Annotated in this window: 18 protein-coding genes; 13 read left to right on the top strand and 5 right to left on the bottom strand. The window is 73.2% G+C overall.

All coding sequences use genetic code 11. The features are described 5' to 3' along the window. A complete protein-coding gene (locus ACH4TP_RS21610) occupies nucleotides 1-1011 on the bottom strand; it encodes an ABC transporter permease (RefSeq protein ID WP_389229004.1) in 1011 nt (336 codons plus the stop codon). 291 nt (nucleotides 1012-1302) lie between these two features. Here ACH4TP_RS21610 and ACH4TP_RS21605 point away from each other — a divergent pair, with 291 nt between their 5' ends. Beyond that, nucleotides 1303-2526, top strand: a complete 1224-nt coding sequence (locus ACH4TP_RS21605) for an NAD(P)/FAD-dependent oxidoreductase (RefSeq protein ID WP_398438829.1) — start codon at nucleotides 1303-1305, stop codon at nucleotides 2524-2526. Nucleotide 2527: 1 nt separating this feature from the next. Continuing rightward, complete coding sequence (locus ACH4TP_RS21600) at nucleotides 2528-3517, top strand: sigma-70 family RNA polymerase sigma factor (RefSeq protein WP_389228998.1); 990 nt, start codon at nucleotides 2528-2530, stop codon at nucleotides 3515-3517. Nucleotides 3518-3541: 24 nt separating this feature from the next. Here the strand turns inward: ACH4TP_RS21600 and ACH4TP_RS21595 are convergent, their stop codons facing one another. Beyond that, nucleotides 3542-4315: an IclR family transcriptional regulator gene (locus tag ACH4TP_RS21595; RefSeq protein WP_389228995.1), complete on the bottom strand. Its 774-nt coding sequence runs from the start codon at nucleotides 4313-4315 to the stop codon at nucleotides 3542-3544. 128 nt (nucleotides 4316-4443) lie between these two features. Here ACH4TP_RS21595 and hutH point away from each other — a divergent pair, with 128 nt between their 5' ends. The 3 genes from hutH (at nucleotide 4444) to ACH4TP_RS21580 (ending at nucleotide 9460) form a co-directional block, all read left to right on the top strand. Next, on the top strand, nucleotides 4444-5979 hold the full coding sequence (hutH, locus tag ACH4TP_RS21590; RefSeq protein ID WP_398438828.1) for a histidine ammonia-lyase: 1536 nt from the start codon (nucleotides 4444-4446) through the stop codon (nucleotides 5977-5979). Between the two features lie 102 nt (nucleotides 5980-6081). After that, the gene (locus ACH4TP_RS21585) at nucleotides 6082-8799 is read left to right on the top strand and encodes an aminotransferase class I/II-fold pyridoxal phosphate-dependent enzyme (RefSeq protein WP_398438827.1); all 2718 of its coding nucleotides are present in this window, start codon (nucleotides 6082-6084) and stop codon (nucleotides 8797-8799) included. A 91-nt stretch (nucleotides 8800-8890) separates the two neighbouring features. Next, the gene (locus ACH4TP_RS21580; protein ID WP_389228986.1) at nucleotides 8891-9460 is read left to right on the top strand and encodes a HutD family protein; all 570 of its coding nucleotides are present in this window, start codon (nucleotides 8891-8893) and stop codon (nucleotides 9458-9460) included. A 94-nt stretch (nucleotides 9461-9554) separates the two neighbouring features. Here ACH4TP_RS21580 and hutG read toward each other — a convergent pair whose 3' ends face one another. Beyond that, on the bottom strand, nucleotides 9555-10535 hold the full coding sequence (gene hutG, locus ACH4TP_RS21575; protein ID WP_398438826.1) for a formimidoylglutamase: 981 nt from the start codon (nucleotides 10533-10535) through the stop codon (nucleotides 9555-9557). After that, nucleotides 10532-12217 carry a urocanate hydratase gene (gene hutU / locus ACH4TP_RS21570; RefSeq protein ID WP_398182242.1) on the bottom strand — a complete coding sequence of 562 codons (1686 nt, stop codon included), beginning with the start codon at nucleotides 12215-12217 and terminating at the stop codon, nucleotides 10532-10534. Before hutU ends, hutG begins: the two co-directional genes overlap by 4 nt. Nucleotides 12218-12402: 185 nt before the next feature. On the opposite strand from hutU, the gene hutC reads away from it, so the two are divergent. Further along, nucleotides 12403-13179: a histidine utilization repressor gene (hutC, locus tag ACH4TP_RS21565; protein ID WP_398438825.1), complete on the top strand. Its 777-nt coding sequence runs from the start codon at nucleotides 12403-12405 to the stop codon at nucleotides 13177-13179. A gap of 85 nt (nucleotides 13180-13264) precedes the next feature. On the opposite strand, the gene ACH4TP_RS21560 is transcribed toward hutC, so the two are convergent. Next, nucleotides 13265-14101 carry an IclR family transcriptional regulator gene (locus tag ACH4TP_RS21560; protein WP_398182248.1) on the bottom strand — a complete coding sequence of 279 codons (837 nt, stop codon included), beginning with the start codon at nucleotides 14099-14101 and terminating at the stop codon, nucleotides 13265-13267. A gap of 148 nt (nucleotides 14102-14249) precedes the next feature. Here ACH4TP_RS21560 and ACH4TP_RS21555 point away from each other — a divergent pair, with 148 nt between their 5' ends. The 7 genes from ACH4TP_RS21555 to ACH4TP_RS21525 all read left to right on the top strand — a co-directional run bounded on the left by ACH4TP_RS21555 (nucleotide 14250) and on the right by ACH4TP_RS21525 (nucleotide 19729). Continuing rightward, nucleotides 14250-15689: an amino acid permease gene (locus tag ACH4TP_RS21555; RefSeq protein ID WP_398438824.1), complete on the top strand. Its 1440-nt coding sequence runs from the start codon at nucleotides 14250-14252 to the stop codon at nucleotides 15687-15689. 73 nt (nucleotides 15690-15762) lie between these two features. Then, nucleotides 15763-16122: a zinc ribbon domain-containing protein YjdM gene (locus ACH4TP_RS21550; protein ID WP_398182254.1), complete on the top strand. Its 360-nt coding sequence runs from the start codon at nucleotides 15763-15765 to the stop codon at nucleotides 16120-16122. Nucleotides 16123-16273: 151 nt separating this feature from the next. Next, nucleotides 16274-16615 (top strand): ArsR/SmtB family transcription factor, encoded by a 342-nt coding sequence (locus ACH4TP_RS21545; RefSeq protein WP_389228965.1) that lies wholly within the window; start codon nucleotides 16274-16276, stop codon nucleotides 16613-16615. Next, nucleotides 16612-18309 (top strand): SulP family inorganic anion transporter, encoded by a 1698-nt coding sequence (locus ACH4TP_RS21540; protein ID WP_398438822.1) that lies wholly within the window; start codon nucleotides 16612-16614, stop codon nucleotides 18307-18309. The genes ACH4TP_RS21545 and ACH4TP_RS21540 overlap by 4 nt, the downstream gene beginning before the upstream one ends. After that, nucleotides 18306-18719: a pyridoxamine 5'-phosphate oxidase family protein gene (locus tag ACH4TP_RS21535; protein WP_389228959.1), complete on the top strand. Its 414-nt coding sequence runs from the start codon at nucleotides 18306-18308 to the stop codon at nucleotides 18717-18719. Before ACH4TP_RS21540 ends, ACH4TP_RS21535 begins: the two co-directional genes overlap by 4 nt. A 65-nt stretch (nucleotides 18720-18784) precedes the next feature. Then, complete coding sequence (locus ACH4TP_RS21530; RefSeq protein WP_389228956.1) at nucleotides 18785-19180, top strand: STAS domain-containing protein; 396 nt, start codon at nucleotides 18785-18787, stop codon at nucleotides 19178-19180. 171 nt (nucleotides 19181-19351) lie between these two features. Further along, nucleotides 19352-19729 (top strand): ArsR/SmtB family transcription factor, encoded by a 378-nt coding sequence (locus tag ACH4TP_RS21525; protein WP_398182268.1) that lies wholly within the window; start codon nucleotides 19352-19354, stop codon nucleotides 19727-19729. Nucleotides 19730-19741 lie beyond the last annotated feature (12 nt).

Genomic DNA, 19741 nt, shown 5'->3' with positions numbered 1-19741 from the left:
TCAGCTCACCCGCACCCGGGGGTCGAGGAGGACGACGGCGAGGTCGGCGAGGATCGCGCCGATCGCGGTCATGGCCGCGCCGAACGCCGCCACCGCGACGGTGCCGTGCACGTCGTTCTTGCCGATGGTCTGGATGAAGTACTGGCCCATGCCGTTCCAGCCGAAGACGGTCTCGGTGATGACCGCGCCCGTGAAGATGGCGGGGATGCCGAACGCCACGGAGGTGGCCGTCGGGATCAGCGAGGCGCGCAGGGCGTGGCGGCGGATCGCCCGGGCGCGGGTCAGCCCGGTGGCGCGCGCGGTGCGCACGTAGTCCGAGCCGATGGCGTCGAGCAGCAGCGTGCGCTGGGTCAGGTGGTAGCCCACGTAGCCGAGGAGGGTCAGGCTCAGCGTCGGCAGGACGAGGTGCTGCACCCGGTCGACCACCGTCGGCAGCAGGCCCTCGACGGTCGGGGACTTCTCCCCGGCGACGTACAGGAAGCGCAGCCCGAGGCCCTGGTTGAGCCGGATCCCGAGGAGGACCACGGCCAGCGCGGCGACGGCGGTGGGGATGTTGAACAGGAACACCGACACCAGCTGGGTGATCCTGTCCCACCAGCCGTACTGCCGGGACGCCGCGGACACGCTCAGGGCGACGCCGAGGAGCACGGACAGGAGCGTGGCGGCGGTGACCAGCTGGCCGCTGACCAGGACCCGGAAGCCGATCTCGCCGTTGACGGAGGTCCCGACCGGGGACTTCCCCCAGTCGAAGCGGAGCACCACGTCGCTGAACCAGTGCCACCACCGGTCCACCAGCGGCACCCGCGGGTCCAGGTTGTAGGGCGCCAGGGCCTGGTCGATCTCCGCCTCGGTGCGGACCGGGCGGGTGTCCTTGTAGTTGGACCTCGGATCGAGGAACCAGGCGGCGAGGACGTACGTGACGTTGGTGGCGACCACGATCATGGCCAGCCAGCCGGCCGCCTTGCGCGTCACGTGACGGAGGACCGACGGGGGTGAGCCGGTGAGGGGCATGCTCGACGTGCTTTCTGGGGGGTGGAAACGCGCGGCCGATCGGGGTGGCGCCGTGCGCGCGAGGCGATCACAGGGCACGACGCCTCCGAATCGGAGGGGAACGAGACCTGGTGACGAGTCATTCTGTGGTCATGATCGGCGCGTTCGGAAGCATTCACAGGTGGCTGACATGTGACTGAAAGGTGCACGTCACAATCCCCCTGTGACCCACGTCACAGATCGTTCCTGTCAGGAATCGGGGCGCTGTCCCGCTCAAGCCGTCGAGAGCACGCGAAGAGACAGGAGCGCCCCATGAAGCACCGCATCGTCGTCCTCGGCGCCGGCTACGCCGGGACCTACGCGGCCGGGAACCTGGCCCGCCGGCTGTCCCCGGCGGACGTCGAGGTCACCGTGGTCAACGCCGAGCCGGACTTCGTCCAGCGGCTGCGACTGCACCAGCTCGCGGCCGGCCAGGCGATCGAGGCCCCGCACCTCGCCGACGTCTTCGCGGGCACCGGGATACGGCTGCGCCTGGCCCGGGTCACCGCCGTCGACCCCGAGCGGCGGGTCGTCGCCGTGGCCGACGCCGACGGCGGCGGCGAGCTCGGCTACGACACCCTGCTCTACGCGCTCGGCAGCCACGTCGCCGACCACGGCGTTCCCGGCGTCGCCGAGCACGCCTTCCACGTCACCGGCCGTCCGGCGGCGCTGCGCCTGCGCGAGCGCCTGGACGGCCTGGACGGGCGGGGAGACGGCGGGCGCGTGCTGGTCGTCGGCGACGGGCTGACCGGCATCGAGACCGCCACCGAGATCGCCGAGTCCCGGCCCGGCCTCTCGGTGACGCTGGTGGCCGACGGCGAGCTGGGCGCCCGGCTCTCCACCGGAGCCCGCGGCCACCTGCGCCGGGCCTGCGAGCGGCTGGGCATCACCGTCCTGGAGCACGCGCGCGTCGAAGCCGTCGAAGCGACGCGGGCCCTGTGCGCCGACGGGACCGCCCTGGAGTGCGACGCGACCGTGTGGACGGCCGGGTTCGCGGTCCCTCCCCTCGCCGCCGCGAGCGGGTTCGAGGTCACCGACGACGGCCGGATCGTCGTCGACCGCACCATGCGGTCGGTCTCGCACCCGGACGTCTACGCCGCCGGAGACAGCGCCTGGGCCGTCGGCGACAACGGCCTGCCGCTGCCCATGTCCTGCGCCTCGGCCGGCTACACCGGGATGCAGGCCACGGAGGCGATCCTGGGACGCCTGACCGGCCGCAGGACCGCGCACGTCAAGCTGTCCTACCCGGGCAACCACATCAGCCTCGGGCGACGGGACGGGATCCTCCAGCTGGTCGACGGCGAAGCGCGGGCGAAGACGGCGTTCATGGGCGGCCGGAAGGCCGCGCGGATCAAGGCGGGCATCCTCGGGATGTCGCTCTGGACCGTCTCGCACCCGACCTTCGGCCTGCCCAGGCGCAAGCACCGGTCGGCCGGAGCGCCGGACGCGTCCGACGCCACCGCCGAGAAGGCGGTCGCGCGACCGCTCGGTCACTAGGGTGGTCCGCGTGGACGGCACCGGCACCGATCGCTTCGACACCGGCCGCTTCGACGTCGACCGCTTCGACACCGGTCGCTTCGAGGCCGGCCGGAACCGGCTGGCCTCGCTGGCGTACCGGCTCCTCGGCTCCGCCACCGACGCCGAGGACGCCGTGCAGGACGCGTTCCTGCACTGGCAGGCCGCCGACCGGCAGCGGATCGAGGTGCCCGAGGCCTGGCTGACCAAGGTCGTCACCCATCTGTGCCTGGACCGGCTCCGCTCGGCGCACGCCCGCCGCGAACGCGCCGCCGGCGCCTGGCTGCCCGAGCCGCTCCTCGAAGGCGACCCGATGCTCGGCCCCGCCGACACCTTCGAACAGCGCGAGTCGGTCTCCCTGGCCGTACTGACCCTGATGGAGCGCCTGTCACCCGTCGAGCGGGCCGTCTACGTCCTGCGCGAGGCGTTCTCCTACGGGCACGCCGAGATCGCCGGGATCCTCGGCATCAGCGAGTCCGCGAGCCAGCAGCACCTCCACCGCGCCCGCCGCCGCGTCACCGCCGCGCGCCGCGGCGGCGAGGCCGACCCGGCGGCCGCCCGCAGGATCGTCGAGGAGTTCCTCGCCGCCGCCTCCTCGGGCCGCACCGAACGGCTGGTGGCGCTGCTCACCGACGACGCGACCGCGATCTCCGACGGCGCCGGCCTGACCGCGAAGCTGCTGCGGTTCGACACCCCGGAGCGCATCGCTGCCGTCGCACGGGCCGGGTTCAAGTCCACCCCCGCGAAGCAGCGGCTCGCCGGCGGCGTCTCCACCGTCCACTACGCGCTCGTCAACGGCGCCCCCGCCCTCCTCTTCGTGCCCGGCGACCGGATCGTCGGCGCCGTCACCTTCGACCTCGCCGACGGCAGGATCGCGACCGTGCGGGGCATCGCCGCCCCCGCCCGCCTCGTCCGCCTCGCCGAGGCCTGGCGGCGACAGGGACCGGACACCCCGCTCCTGGCCGGGTGGTGACGCCCCGTCCCCGACGCGAAGGGTTCAGACAGGCCCGGGTGCCGCGCCGCCGACCCGGCGGGTCAACTCCCGGGCCGTCTGCGCCACGTGCCCCGCGATCCGCTGCCGCTCCGCCTCGTCGACGGCCTCGTCGGGGAAGGTGACCGCCACCCCGGCGATCGGATGCGCGTGGTGGTCCAGGACGGGCGCGGCGATCGAGGAGAGGCCCGGCGTCACCTCGCCCTCCTCCGTCGCGTACCCCCGGCGCCGCGCCTGGGTCAGCAGGGCGCGCAGCGCCGTCAGCGTCGCGGGACCGGCGCCGTGCCGCTGCACGAACGCCGAGCGGTCGGGGAAGATCGCCCGCACCTGCGCGGGCGGCAGCAGGGCGAGCACCGCCCGGCCGCTCGCCGTCAGATGGGCCGGCAGCCGGACGCCGACCTCGCTGACCAGGGGCGGGCGGCCCGGGGCGCGCTCCTCGATGACGTAGATGACCTCGCGGCCGTGCAGCACGGCGAGGTTCGCGTTGTGCCCGGTGCGGTCCACGAGCGAGGCGAGCGGGGCCCGCGCGAGCCGCTGGAACGGCGCCTGGCGCTCGTACCCGGAGGCCAGCTCGAAGGCGCTGACCCCGAGCCCGTACCGCCTCTCCTCCGGCAGGTGCACCACGAAACCGTCCGCCGCCAGCGTGTCGAGCAGGTGATAGGTCGTCGAGCGCGGCAGCCCCACGTCACGGCTGATGGCGGCCGCGGGGACGGGCCCGGCCTGACGGGACAGATACCGCAGGACGGCCAGCACCTGCGCGGCGGCAGGGACGATGCTCATGGGGCGAGAGTAGACCAGGGACGCCGTGGACCATCTGTCTGGGATCCCGGACTATATGTCTTGTATCCCAGACACGAGCTCCCTCGCATACCTCGCGGACCCCTCCCCGCCTGCGGCTTCATAGGGGCATGAACGTTGTTGTTGGTGTCGGTGCCCTCTCCGCCGACGAAGTCGTGTCCGTTGCCCGTCTCGGCGCCCGGGTGAGCATCGCCCCCGAGGCGCTCCAGGAGATCGCCCGCAGTCGCGAGGTCGTCAAGGCCCTCGCCGACGACGCCAAGCCCCACTACGGCGTCTCCACCGGATTCGGCGCCCTGGCCACCCGCCACATCCCCACCGAGCTGCGCACCCAGCTCCAGCGCAGCCTCGTGCGCTCGCACGCCGCGGGCTCCGGCCCCGAGGTCGAGCGCGAGGTCGTCCGCGCCCTGATGCTGCTGCGCCTGTCCACCCTCGCCACCGGCCGCACCGGCGTCCGCACCGAGACCGCCGAGGCGTACGCCGCGCTCCTCAACGCGGGCATCACCCCGGTCGTCCACGAGTACGGCTCGCTCGGCTGCTCCGGCGACCTGGCCCCCCTCGCGCACTGCGCGCTCGCCGTCATGGGCGAGGGCGTCGTCCGCACCGCCGACGGCGAGCGCAAGCCCGCCGCCGAAGCCCTCGCCGAGGCCGGCATCACCCCGGTCGTCCTGGAGGAGAAGGAGGGCCTCGCCCTCATCAACGGCACCGACGGCATGCTCGGCATGCTCGTCCTCGCCGCCCACGACCTGCGCCGCCTGCTGAGCACCGCCGACATCGCCGCCGCCATGAGCGTCGAGGGCCAGCTCGGCACCGACGCTGTGTTCGCCGCCGACCTCCAGGCCATGCGCCCGCACCCCGGCCAGGGCGACAGCGCCGGCAACCTGCGCTCCCTGCTCGCCGACTCGGCGATCATCGCCAGCCACGCGGGCCCGGACTGCACCTACGTCCAGGACGCCTACTCGCTGCGCTGCACCCCGCAGGTCCACGGCACCGCCCGCGACACCCTCGGCCACGCCGAGCTCGTCGCCTCCCGCGAGCTCGCCAGCGCCGTCGACAACCCGGTCGTCACCCTCGACGGCCGCGTCGAGAGCAACGGCAACTTCCACGGCGCCCCCGTCGCCGCCGTCCTCGACTTCCTCGCCATCACCCTCGCCGACGTCGCCTCGATCTCCGAGCGCCGCACCGACCGCTTCCTCGACCCCGCCCGCAACCGCGGCCTGAACGCCTTCCTCGCCGACGACCCGGGCGTCGACTCCGGCCACATGATCGCCCAGTACACGCAGGCCGCCATCGTCTCCGAGCTCAAGCGGCTCGCCACCCCGGCCTCCGTCGACTCGATCCCCTCCAGCGCCATGCAGGAGGACCACGTGTCCATGGGCTGGGCCGCCGCCCGCAAGCTCCGCCGCGCCATCGACGGCCTCGGCCGCGTCCTCGCCGTCGAGCTCTACACCGCCGCCCGCGCCCTCGACCTGCGCGCCCCGCTGGCCCCCGCCCCGGCCACGGCCGCGGTGCGCGACGGCCTGCGCGAGACCGTCGAGGGCCCCGGCACCGACCGCTGGCTCGCCCCCGAGATCGAGGAGGCCGTCCAGTACGTGGCCTCCGGCCGCGCCCTGGCCGCCGCCGAGTCCGTGACCGGCGCCCTGGTCTGACCGGGACGCAGTCCCTCGCGCCTTCCGGGTCCCGCGCGGGACCCGGAAGGCGCGGCAGGCCCCCGCCGCGCATGCCCAGCCCTCAGAAGGAGCCGTTTCCCGGTGAATGACCTGCCGACCGCCACGGTGCACAACAGCGTCGGCCAACTGCGCGCCGACGCCTGGAGCTCGCTGACGGACCTCACCCACCGCCTCGCCGCGCAGGGCGCGGACGGCCGCCCGGACACCACCGCGCGCATCCGGGAGCTCATCGACCTCCTGGCGCCCGTCGAGCACTGCTGGGCCTTCCCCGGCACGGCCGCCCTCAAGGAGCTCCGCGCGCTGCACGACCAGCGCGAGTACCGGCAACTCGCCTACCGGACCGAAGAGTTCTACGGCGCCCTCGCGGGACACCGGCACCGCCCCGCCGCCCCGCACACCGCCGCGGGACCGGGCGCCGCGCCTGAGGAGACGGCGGACCCCGCGCACCCCCTCCCCGCGCCCTCCGCCCCGTACTTCGAGGTCCTCGTCGTCGGCGACCTGGACGCCGCCGAGGAACAGGCGCTCCGCGGCGAACTGCGCCGACTGCGCCGCCCCGACGACGAGTTCGCCTACGAGATCGTCCTCGCCCCGAGCTTCGAGGACGCCGTCATCACGTCCCTCGTCAACTCCGGCCTCCAGGCCGTCGTCATCCGCGACCGGTTCACCGACCGCTCCCGCCACGACCTCAGCGTCGTCCGCCGCTTCTTCGACGAGACCGCCGACACCACCGCCGCCACGTCCGGGGACGGCGAACGGATCCACGCCCTGGGCGACCGGCTCCTCGCCCTGCGCCCCGAGCTCGACCTCTACCTCGTGTCCGAACGGGCCGTCGAGTCCACCGCCGGCCGCGTCGGCCGCCGCTTCCGGCGCGTCTTCCACGCCCGCGAAGGCCTCCTCGAACTGCACCTGTCGATCCTGAACGGCATCGCCGAACGCCACCGCGCCCCGTTCTTCACCGCCCTGCGCGCCCACAGCCGCAAGCCCACCGGCGTCTTCCACGCCCTGCCCGTCTCGCGCGGCGCCTCGGTGCTCCACTCGCCCTGGATCCCGGAGATCGCGGACTTCTACGGCCTGAACATCTTCCTCGCCGAGACCTCCGCCACCTCCGGCGGCCTGGACTCCCTGCTCGCCCCCACCGGCCCGCTGCGCGAGGCCCAGGACCTCGCCGCCGAGGCCTTCGGCGCCCGGCAGACCTACTTCGTCACCAACGGCACGTCCACCGCCAACAAGATCGTCGTGCAGGCGCTCGTACGCCCCGGCGACATCGTGCTCGTGGACCGCAACTGCCACAAGTCCCACCACTACGGACTCGTCCTCGCCGGGGCCCACGTCGTCTACCTCGACGCCTATCCCCTCGACGAGTACGGCATGTACGGGGCCGTGCCGGTGGAGGAGATCAAGCGGAAGCTGCTGATGCTCAAGCACGAGGGCGTCCTGCACCGCGTCAAGCTCCTCATGCTCACCAACTGCACCTTCGACGGGATCGTCTACAACCCCTCGCGCGTGATGGAGGAGTGCCTGGCCCTCAAGCCGGACCTGGCGTTCCTGTGGGACGAGGCCTGGTTCGCCTTCGCCCGCTTCCACCCCGTCTACCGCCGCCGCACCGCCATGGCCGCGGCCCGCACCCTCACCGACCGCTACCGGGACCCCGCGTACGCCGACGCCCACGCGGCCCACCGCGCGGAGCTCGGCGACGACCCGGACGACGAGACCCTCGTCACCACCCGTCTGATGCCCGACCCGGAGCGGGTCCGCGTCCGCGTCTACGCCACGCAGTCCACGCACAAGACGCTCACCTCGATGCGCCAGGGCTCCATGGTCCACGTCTTCGACCAGGACTTCCGCCACAAGGTCGCCGAGGTGTTCCACGAGGCGTACATGACGCACACCTCGACGTCGCCCAACTACCAGATCCTCGCCTCGATGGACCTCGGCCGCCGGCAGGCCGTCTTCGAGGGCTTCGCCCTCGTGCAGAAGCAGCTCGAACAGGCCGGTGTGCTCCGCGACGCGGTCGCCCAGCACCCGCTGCTCAGCCGCTACCTGCGCATCCTCACCACCCCTGAGCTCGTCCCGCACCGCTTCCGCTCCTCCGGCATCGAACAGCCCCTGACCACCGGCCTCGCCCGGATGGAACAGGCCTGGGAGGAGGACGAGTTCGTCCTCGACCCCACCCGCGCCACCCTGCACATCGGGCTCACCGGGATCGACGGCGACACGTTCAAGCACGACCTCCTGATGGACCGGCACGGCATCCAGGTCAACAAGACGACCCGCAACACGCTGCTGTTCATGACGAACATCGGCACCACCCGCAGCTCCGTCGCCTACCTCATCGAGGTGCTCGTCCGCATCGTCGAGGACCTTGAGGAACGCGTCGGCGAGATGGGCCCGCACGACCGGGCCGCCCACGACAGCGCCGTCACCGGGCTCGACGCGGGCTCCGCCGCCCTCCCCGACTTCAGCGCGTTCCACCCGGCGTTCCGGCCGAGCCCGCGCACCCCCGAGGGCGACATGCGCGCCGCGTTCTTCCTCGCCTACGACGACACCGAGTGCGAGCACCTCTCGACGGACGCCCTCACCGACGCCATGGCCCAGGGCCGTACGGTGGTCTCGGCCACGTTCGTCACCCCGTACCCGCCCGGCTTCCCCGTCCTCGTCCCCGGACAGGTCGTCAGCAAGGACGTCCTGACCTACATGGCCGCCCTCGACACCCGGGAGATCCACGGGTACGACCCGGCGGCCGGATACCGGGTCTTCACCGAGACCGCCCTCGAAACCCGCCACACCGCCGAGCGCTAGCCCGGCCCGACCACACGACACCCCACCTCCTCCCTCGCGGCCTCCCGGCAGCGGGGGAGGAGCTTGTGTTCTCCCCGAAGGAGCACCCCTCATGGCACCCCAGATCCTGCGCGCGAGCGACCGGACCCCCGCACCGTGGAAGAACGGCGGCGGCATCACCACCGAGGTCATGGCCCACCCCCGGGGCGCCGGCACCGACGACTTCACGTGGCGGATCAGCGTCGCCGACGTCGCGAGCAGCGGCCCCTTCTCCACCTTCGAGGGCGTCGACCGGATCATCACCGTCGTCGAGGGACCGGGCATGGCCCTCACCGTCGACGGCACGGAGCACCTCGTGGACACCCGCTACGCGCCCCTCGCCTTCTCCGGTGAGGCCACCACCGACTGCCGGCTGCTCGACGGCCCCATCGTCGACTTCAACGTCATGGTGCGGCGCACCGCGGCGAAGGCCGGGGTGTCCGTCGAACGCGGCTCCACGGTGCTGCGCCCCGCCCCCGCCACCCGCGTCCTCGCGGTCGTCCTCGACGGCACCGCGACCCTGGACCGGGAATCCGTCCGCCTCGACCGGCTCGACGCGGTCCTGCTCCAGGACGACGAGGACCCCGCCGACATCACCGTCGACGGGGTCCTCGCGGTCGTCGCCCTCACCGACGTCCGCTGAGCGGATCAGGGCGGGTCCGGGCGCGAGAGCCGCGGCCGCCAGGCCGCGGCTCTCGGGTGCCGGGCGGCCTGGCGGCCTGTTCAGGGGGAGGGCGTCACGCCCAGGTGGTGACCGTCCGGTGCACCAGACGGGCGCCGGCCCGCGCCGTGCGCTGGTCGACGTCGAACTCCGGATTGAGCTCGGCGACGTCGACGACCACCAGCTTGCCGCTGCGCGCGACCCGGGTGCAGACCCGCTCGACGACCTCCATCGGCACGCCGTACGCGGCGGGCGCGCTGACCCCGGGGGCGACGGCCGCCGGCAGCACGTCCAGGTCGATCGTCAGGTGCACGAGGTCGCAGCTCGCGAGGAACTCGTCGACGAACGACTCCACCCGCGCCGTGTCGAGCAGCCCGCACTCGGTGTCCGCCAGGTACCGCACCCCGAGCGACTCCGCGGTGCGGAACAGGGTCTCGGTGTTGGCGGCCTGGCTGATGCCGAGCACCCGGTAGTTGAAGTCACGGCCGTGCCGCGCCTCGCTCCGCGCCATCTGCAGGAACGGGGTGCCCGAGCTGGGACGCACGTCCTCGCGGAGGTCGAAGTGCGCGTCGAGGTTCAGCACCCCGAGCCGCCCGCCGGCGTTCAGCGCGCGCGTCCGCTCCAGACCGCTGTACGTCCCGAACGCGACCTCGTGGCCGCCGCCGAGGACCACCACCCGCCGGCCCGCGTCGACGAGGTCCGCGACCGCGCGGCCCAGCCGCTCCTGACCGGCCTCCAGGGCGTCGTCGGCGTCGCCGACGACCTCCACGTCACCGGCGTCGAGCGCCCGCAGCGGCTTCGGCAGCGCCATCGGGGCGAGGGCCCGCCGCAGGGCGTCGGGGCCCTGCGCGGCGCCCTGCCGCCCCTTGTTGCGGCGCACGCCCTCGTCGCTCGCGAAGCCGACGAACGCGACGTCGCCCGGCTCCGCCGCCCCGGGATCGAGCGCGACGGCGTGGTGCCAGCGCAGGTGCTCCGCGCCGGGCCCGTCGTCCCGGCCCGACCAGGGGCGGGCCGGGACGTCCGTGACCGGGGGAGCGGTCTCCTGGAACGTGCTCACGCCGCGCCGTCCCCGGTCTCCGTCATCGGGACGCGCACGCCGCGCTCCTTGGCGACCGAGGCGGCGTACTCGTATCCGGCGTCGACGTGCCGGATGACGCCCATGCCCGGGTCGTTCGTCAGGACGCGCTCCAGCTTGCGGGCCGCGAGCTCGGTGCCGTCGGCGATGCAGACCTGGCCGGCGTGGATGGAGCGGCCCATGCCGACGCCGCCGCCGTGGTGGATGGAGACCCAGGAGGCGCCCGAGGAGGTGTTCACCAGGGCGTTGAGCAGCGGCCAGTCGGCGATGGCGTCGGAGCCGTCGAGCATCGACTCGGTCTCGCGGTACGGGGAGGCCACGGAGCCGGAGTCGAGGTGGTCGCGGCCGATGGCGACGGGCGCGGACAGCTCGCCGTTCGCCACCATCTCGTTGAACTTCAGGCCGGCCAGGTGGCGTTCGCCGTAGCCGAGCCAGCAGATGCGCGCGGGCAGGCCCTCGAAGGAGACGCGCTCGCCGGCCATGTCCAGCCAGCGGTGCAGGTGCTTGTTCTCGGGGAACAGCTCCTTGATCGCGGCGTCGGTCCTGGCGATGTCGGCCGGGTCGCCGGACAGCGCGGCCCAGCGGAACGGGCCGAGGCCCTCCTCGAACAGCGGGCGGATGTGCGCCGGGACGAAGCCGGGGAAGTCGAAGGCCCGGTCGTAACCGGCCTTGCGGGCCTCGTCGCGGATCGAGTTGCCGTAGTCGAAGACCTCGGCGCCCTTGTCGAGGAAGCCGACCATGGCCTCGACGTGCAGGGCCATGGACTTGCGGGAGCGCTCGGTGAAGCCGGCCGGGTCGGCCTCGCGCTCCTTGCGCCAGTCCTCCACCGGGACGCCGACGGGCAGGTAGGCCAGCGGGTCGTGGGCGGAGGTCTGGTCGGTGACGATGTCGATCGGGGCGCCGCGGCGCAGCAGCTCCGGGAAGATCTCGGCGGCGTTGCCGACGACGCCGATGGACAGGCCGCGGCGCTCGTCGCGGGCCTGGACGGCCAGTTCGAGGGCGTGGTCGAGGTTCTCGGCCTTCACGTCCAGGTAGCGGGTGCCGATGCGGCGGTCGATGCGCGTCTCGTCGACGTCCACGCAGATCGCGACGCCGTCGTTCATCGTCACGGCCAGCGGCTGGGCGCCGCCCATGCCGCCCATGCCGGCGGTCAGCGTGATCGTGCCGGCCAGGGTGCCGTCGAACTTCTTGCGGGCGACGGCGCCGAAGGTCTCGTACGTGCCCTGGAGGATGCCCTGCGAACCGATGTAGATCCACGAACCGGCCGTCATCTGGCCGTACATGGTCAGGCCCTCGGCCTCCAGCTTGCGGAACTCCTCCCAGTTGGCCCAGTCGCCCACCAGGTTGGAGTTGGCGAGCAGCACGCGCGGCGCCCACTCGTTCGTGCGCATCACGCCGACCGGCTTGCCGGACTGCACGAGGAGGGTCTCGTCGTCCTTGAGGGTCTTGAGGGTGCGGACGATCGCGTCGTACGCCTGGTGGTTGCGGGCGGCCTTCCCGGTGCCGCCGTAGACGACGAGGTCCTCGGGGTGCTCGGCGACCTCGGGGTCGAGGTTGTTCATGAGCATCCGCAGGGCGCCTTCCTGCTGCCAGCCGAGGCAGTTCAGTTCGGTGCCGCGCGGGGCCCGGACGACGCCCGGCGCTTCGTGGGAAGGGCTGGTCATGTGTGCTCCTCAGGGGGATCGAGCCGTTGTGCGCCTTCATGACACGCGAGCGGCGGGGCCGGGGCCAGCGGCGGCGCCCGCATCTCTCGGATCCGAGACGCTTCCCCCGGAACGGGACCGCCGGCCGGGTCGTCGCCGGCACCGCTCGCCTAGGATTCGTCCCAGGTAGGAGGCAGGGGGAGCGGATGGCGAGGACGGTGGGCGGCGTGGCCGTGGACCCGGCGGAACTGGCCCGGTGGTACGCGCAGGGCGCGGGCGGTGCCGTCCCCGCGTACCAGCGCGTCAAGGAGCTCGTCACGCGGCAGATCGGGAACGGCCACTGGCAGGAGGACGACGCCCTGCCCTCGGAGAGCCAGTTCGTGGACGCCCTCGGCCTGTCCCGCATGACCGTCAACCGCGCCCTGCGCGAGCTCGCCGCCGAGGGCGTCATCCGGCGCGTCATGGGCGTCGGCAGCTTCGTCGCCCAGCGCAAGGCCAGCTCGGCGCTCCTGGAGGTCCACAACATCGCCGACGAGGTGCAGCAGCGCGGCCACCGCTACACGGCCCGCGTGCTGTCCCTGGGCGAGGAGCGGGCCGACGACAGGACCGGCGCGCACCTCGGGCTCGGCACCGGGCGGCCGGTCTTCCGCTCGAAGGTGGTGCACTACGAGGACGGGGTGCCGCTCCAGCTGGAGGACCGCTACGTCAACCCGGCCTTCGCCCCCGGCTATCTGGAGCAGGACTTCACGCTGCAGACGCCGTACACCTTCCTGTCGAAGGTCGCGCCGCTCGGCCGGGGCGAGCACATCGTGGAGGCGGTCCTGCCGTCGCCCGAGGAGTGCGCGGTCCTCGACATCGGTCCGTCCGAGCCGTGCCTGCTGATCGTGCGCCGCACCTGGTCGCGGGACGCGCTCGTGAGCATCGCGCGCCTGCTCCACCCGGGCTCCCGCTACCGCCTGGAAGGCGCGTTCGCCACCCACTGAGAACGACGCCGGGACGGCGCTGAGAACGACGCCGGGATGGCGCCGGGAGGGCGCCGAGGCGGTACGGGGACGGCGCCGACGCGGCTCAGGCGGCGGTCCGCGTCGCCGCTCCCGACGGCGCGTGTCCCGAGACCGCCGCCGTCAGCCGCGCCGCGCCCTGTGCCAGGGCCCGGCGGACCTCCTCGGTGTCGTGCCGGCCGTGGTGGCGGCGCCAGGTGGTGCTGATCGCGGCGACCGGCCGCTCGTTGTGGTCGAACGCCGCCACCCCCATCGAGCAGAAGCCCTGCGACACCAGCTCCACCTCCTGCGACCAGCCGCGCTCCCGCTCCCGGGCCAGCTCGCCGGTCAGCTCCGGCAGGGAGCGCGGCCCGCGGCCGGTGCGGGTGGTCAGATCGCCGGGCCGGGAGAACAGCGCCCGCAGCTGCGCCTCCGAGGTGTGGGCGAGGATGGCGCGGCCGTTGGCGGTCAGATGGGCGGGCAAGCGCACGCCGACGTCCGTCACGAGTGCGATGTCGATGTCCCCCGCCCGGGCCGGCGGGCGCTCCTTGAGCAGGTAGACGGTCTCCGCGCCGTGCAGGATCCCCAGGTGCGCGGTCTGGCCGAGGCGGCTCGCGACCGTGCGCAGGATCGGCCGGGCGAGCCGTTCGAGCGGCTCGTGGCGCAGGTAGGCCGAGCCCACCTCGAAGGAGGACACGCCGAGTCCGTACGCCTGCTCCGAGGGGACGTACGTGACGAAGCCGCGGTCGGTCAGCACGGTGAGGATGTGGTACGCCGACGAGCGCGGAATGCCCAGGTCGCGGGCGAGCGTGGCGGCCTGGACGAGACCGGGCCGGCCGGCGAGGTACACGAGCATGTCCAGGGCGCGCGCGACGGCGGGGGAGGCGCTGGACGTCGTACCGGGCGCCGGTTTGCGTTCATTCATCGGACCACCTCTTGACGCACCTGTATAGACAGGAATATACAGGCTGCCATTCGCCGTCGGGAGTCCGGGACGACAGCCCGATGCCGCGAGGCACACCGCCCGGGCCGGGCCCCACCCCGACGCCCGCCCCCACGAGGGAGACACTCGTTTGCGCACCGAAAACGCCGGTCTGAGCCGCGGGCTCAACGCACGGCACATCCGCTTCATCGCCCTCGGCTCCGCGATCGGCACCGGACTCTTCTACGGCTCGTCCGAGTCCATCCGGGCCGGCGGCCCCGCCGTCCTGCTCGCCTATCTGATCGGCGGCGCCGCCGTCTTCCTCGTCCTGAGGTCCCTCGGCGAGATGGCCGTGGCGTCCCCCAGCGCCGGCTCCTTCGGCGAGTACGCGAACCGCCACCTCGGGCCGCTCGCCGGCTTCGTCACCGGCTGGACGTACGCCTTCGAGATGGTCGTCGTGGCCGTCGCCGACGTCACCGCCATCGGCGTCTACATGGGCTTCTGGTTCCCCGGGGTCCCGCGCTGGATCTGGGTCCTGGCCGCCGTCCTCGTCGTCGGCACGCTCAACCTCGTCAGCGTCAAGGTCTTCGGCGAGCTGGAGTTCTGGCTGTCCCTCGTGAAGATCGTGGCCATCGTCGCGATGATCGTCGTCGGCGTCGTGGTGATCGCCTTCGGCGTCGGCGGCGGCCACGCCCACGTCGGCCTCTCCAACCTGTGGAGCCACGGCGGCTTCTTCGCCGGAGGCGTCGACGGCTTCGTGATCTCCTTCGCCGTCGTCATGTTCGCCTTCGGCGGCACCGAGATCATCGGCGTCACGGCCGGCGAGGCGCAGTCCCCCGAGAAGACCATCCCGGGCGCGGTGAACTCCATTCCGCTGCGCATCATCCTCTTCTACGTCCTGACCCTCGCCGTGATCATGTCGATCACCCCCTGGCAGCAGATCAGCGACTCGGGCAGCCCGTTCGTGCAGATCTTCGCCGGAGTGGGCCTCAAGTCCGCGGCCGCCGTCCTCAACGTCGTGGTGCTCACCGCCGCCCTGTCCGCCATCAACAGCGACATCTTCGCCGCGGGCCGCACGATGTACGGCCTCGCCGAGCGCGGGCACGGCCCCTCCGTCATGCGGCGCACGACCCGCAACGGCGTGCCCTGGGTGACCACCCTCGTCATGATCGGCGCCCTGCTCCTCGCCGTCCTGGCGAACGCCCTCGTCCCGGGCCGGATCTTCCTGGTCATCTCCTCCATCGCGACCTTCGCCACGGTCTTCGTCTGGGTGATGATCCTGCTCACCCAGCTGAAGGCCCGCCGCTCGATGTCCGCCGAGGAGGCCGCCTCCCTGAAGTTCCCGGCCCCGTTCTGGCCCTACGGCCAGATCGCCACCCTCCTCTTCATGGCCGCGGTGCTGGTCCTGCTCGGCCTCCACGAGAGCACGCGCGTGGCGCTCGTCGTCGGCGTGGTCTGGCTGGCCCTCCTCGCGGCGGTCCACCAGCTCGTGCTCCGCCGCCGGCCGCACCGGCCCGGGGCGGCCACCCCCGCCGACACCCCCGCGGCCGCGGCCCCGGCGGCGGAGCGGCCGACCGGGATCTCCGTCTGACCTGTGGCGATCGGTACCCGCGGGCAGCCTCCGGTGCGAGGGTGCCCGCTCGGTCCGACCTAGAATCCGAGGCATGAACGAGAACCTCCCGCCCTGCCCCGAGTGCTCCGGCACCTACACCTACGAGATGGGCGCCCTGCTCGTCTGCCCCGAATGCGGTCACGAGTGGCCGGCCGCGACCGACGCCTCCGGTGAGGCCGCCGCCCCCGGCGAAAAGGTGATCAAGGACTCCGTCGGCAACGTCCTCGCCGACGGCGACACGGTCACCGTCGTCAAGACGCTCAAGGTCAAGGGCAGCCCCACCGGCATCAAGGCCGGCACCAAGGTCCGCAACATCCGGCTCGTGGACGGCGTCGACGGCCACGACATCGACTGCAAGGTGGACGGCTTCGGCCCCATGCAGCTCAAGTCCAGCGTGGTCAAGAAGGCCTGACCGCAGCCGGGAAGCCCCGGTTTCGGCTCTCCATGAATTGCATAATTTGGCAATTCACTACATGATGGATCCGCTGTGCCCGCAGGTAGCCGCGGGCACAGCGCCGATCGACACCCGCGCCCGCGCGAGGTGATGAGGAGGGTGCGCGACCGTGTCGGTTCCGCTGTACCAGGCCAAGGCCGAGTTCTTCCGGATGCTGGGACACCCGGTCCGCATCCGCGTCCTCGAACTCCTCCAGGACGGACCCCAGGCGGTGCGGGACCTGCTCGCCGCGATCGAGGTCGAACCGCCCGCGCTCTCGCAGCAGCTGGCGGTGCTCCGGCGCTCGGGGATCGTGACCTCGACGCGTGAGGGCTCCACGGTGGTCTACCGGCTCGCGGGAGGCGACGTCGCCGACCTCATGCAGGCGGCACGGCGCATCCTCACCGAGATGCTGGCCGGGCAGAACGAACTCCTGGAGGAGCTGCGCGAGGCCGAGGTCGCGGCCCGATGAGCGGGATGCTGCGCCGGGTGCGCTCCCTCCTGCCCGTACGCGCCGACCTCACCGCCATGGCCCGCGCCCCGCGCCGTGACCTCCTCGCGGGGCTGACCGTCGCGATCGTGGCGCTGCCGCTCGCGCTCGGCTTCGGCGTCTCCTCCGGCCTCGGGGCCGAGGCCGGACTCGCGACCGCCGTGGTGGCCGGGGCGCTCGCCGCGCTGTTCGGCGGCTCGAACCTCCAGGTGTCCGGACCCACCGGGGCGATGACCGTGGTCCTCGTCCCGATCGTGGCGGAGCACGGTCCGAACGGCGTCCTCACCGTCGGGCTGATCGCCGGCGCCCTGGTGATCGGGCTCGCCCTCGCCCGGGCCGGCCGGTACATGGCCTACATCCCCGCCTCCGTGGTGGAGGGCTTCACGCTGGGCATCGCCCTCGTCATCGGCCTCCAGCAGGTCCCCGCCGCCCTCGGCGTCCCCAAGCCCGAGGGCGAGCGGGTCCTCGCGGTGACCTGGCGCGCCGTCGGGGAGTTCGTCCGGACCCCGAACTGGACGGCCCTCGGGCTCGCCCTGGGCGTCGCCGCCGTCATGCTGCTCGGCGCCCGGTGGCGGCCCGCCGTCCCCTTCTCCCTCGTGGCGGTGATCGCCGCCACGGCCGTCGCGCAGGCCTTCCACCTCGACGCGGCGGCACCGATCGGCGAGCTGCCCGCCGGACTTCCCGCCCCCTCCCTCGGCTTCGTCGACCTCTCCGCGCTGGGCTCCCTGATCGCCCCCGCCGTGGCCGTCGCGGCCCTCGCCGCCCTGGAGTCGCTGCTCTCCGCGCAGGTCGCCGACGGGATGACCGTGGGCCAGAAGCACGACCCCGACCGGGAGCTGTTCGGGCAGGGGCTCGCGAACCTGGCCGCGCCGTTGTTCGGCGGCGTTCCCGCCACCGGCGCCATCGCCCGTACGGCGGTGAACGTGCGCACCGGCGCCTCCTCCCGGCTCGCGGCCCTCACGCACGCCGCCGTCCTCGCCGTGATCGTCTTCGCCGCCGCCCCCCTGGTCTCGAAGATCCCGCTCGCCGCGCTCGCCGGCGTCCTGATCGCCACCGCGATCCGCATGGTCGAGGTCGGCTCGCTGCGCGCCATGGCGAAGGCCACCCGCGCCGACGCCGTCGTCCTGGTCCTCACCGCGGCCGCCACCCTCGTGCTCGACCTCGTCTACGCGGTGATCATCGGCTTCGTCGTGGCCGGCGCCCTCGCCCTGCGCGCCGTGGCGAAGCAGGCCCGCCTGGCCGAGGTCGACTTCCACGCCGACCTGCCCGGCGAGCACAGCGAGGAGGAGCGGGCGCTGCTCGCCGAGCACATCGTGGCGTACCGCATCGACGGTCCGCTCTTCTTCGCCGCCGCCCACCGCTTCCTCCTGGAACTGGCCGAGGTCGCCGACGTCCGCGTGGTCATCCTGCGCATGTCCCGCGTCACCACCGTCGACGCCACCGGAGCACTCGTGCTCAAGGACGCCGTCGAGAAGCTGAACCGGCGGGGGATCGTGGTGATGACCTCGGGGATACGGCCGGGCCAGCGGCAGGCCCTCGCCTCCGTCGGGGCCCTGGACCTGCTGCGCCTGGACGGGCGGGAGTACGCGACCACCCCCGAGGCGATCGCCGGCGCCCGCGCGCACCTGAGGGGCGCCGGGATACTGCCCGCCGTCACCGGGGAGGCCGCACGATGACGCTGCCGACGTCCCGTCGCATGGTCGAGGTCTCCGGCGCCGAGGCCCTGTGGCTCCTCGAAGGGGCCGCCCACGGACGCCTGGTCCACATCCGGCGGGAGCAGGCGGTCGTCCGCCCGGCCGTGCACGTCCTGGAGTACGGCCGGCTGATCGTCCGCACCCCCGTGCAGGCGGAGGCGGCCGACGGCCGCCCCCTGCTCACGTACCACGCGGACGAGATCCGGATGCCCGGCGGCACCGGCTGGACCGTGACCGTGACCGGCCCCGCCGAACCGGTCGGCGACCCGGTCGAGGCCGCCCACTACCTGCGCACCCTCCCCGGCTGGGCGTACGGGCCGCACGACACCCTGCTGCGCATCACCCCGCAGACCGTGACCGGGTACCGCCTGGGCACGGTGGAGCCGCGGTGAGCGCGGGCGGATCCGCCGAGGCCCCGTGGGCTCCCTCCCCCCCCTGTGAAGACGAAGGCGACGACATGACCATCGAATGGCGCTACACCACCCATCCCGGCCTCGGCGTGCTCTCCCTGGCCGGCTTCCTGGGCGCGGACGCGGTCGGGCGGTTCGACGGCGCCGTGGGGTGGGTCCTCGCCCGGGGGACGGGCCCCGTCATCCTCGACCTGACCGCGCTGCGGGGCTGGTCCGCCGGCGGGCAGCTGGCGGTCGTCGACGCCGCCCGCCGGCTCGGAGCCGAGGGACGCGGCCTCGAACTCGCCGCGATCCCCGCCGACGGGTCCCTCGTGCCCAGTGGCGACCACCCCGAGATCCCCGTCCACTGCGACCTGGAGGCGGCGCTGACCGCCCACCACGGCGGAGGACGGGGCCAGCGGGAGTGGTGCAGCGACGAATGGCCCGGCGTGCGGTCCCTCTGATCGGCTTCCCCCTCGCCCCTGCCGGCGATCCCCGTGGCCATCAGGACGCCGCGCAGGGGCGAGGATGGTCCCCATGGCGAAGAGTGCTGAACGGATGCGATGGACAGCGTGGGCGCCGCGGCGTTCCCGCGACGGCGTGGCGGCCTTCCCCGCCGACGGGCGGTGCGCACGGTGAGCGCGCCGCTCTACCAACTGAAGGCGGAGTTCTTCAAGACGCTCGGACACCCCGTACGCATCCGGGTCCTGGAGCTGCTCAGCGTCCGGGAGCACGGCGTCTCGGAGATGCTGGCCGAGATCGGCGTCGAGCCCGCGCACCTCTCCCAGCAGCTCGCCGTGCTGCGGCGCGCGAACCTGGTCGTCGGGCGCCGTGAGGGATCGGTCGTGCACTACTCGCTGACCGATCCGCAGGTGGCCGAGCTGCTCGCGGTGGCGAGGTCGATCCTCTCCGGCGTGCTCGCGGGCCAGGCCGAGCTGCTCGCCGATCTACGGGCCACCACGCCCCGCCCAAAGACTCGTCAAAACACGCAAAGCACGAGAAAAGTGCCGTAACTCCGGCCGGGG

Origin of the sequence: Streptomyces sp. NPDC021012 (assembly GCF_044333355.1) — a bacterium.
In the GTDB taxonomy this organism is placed as follows: domain Bacteria; phylum Actinomycetota; class Actinomycetes; order Streptomycetales; family Streptomycetaceae; genus Streptomyces.
This window is presented reverse-complemented; position numbering and strand designations above follow the sequence as displayed.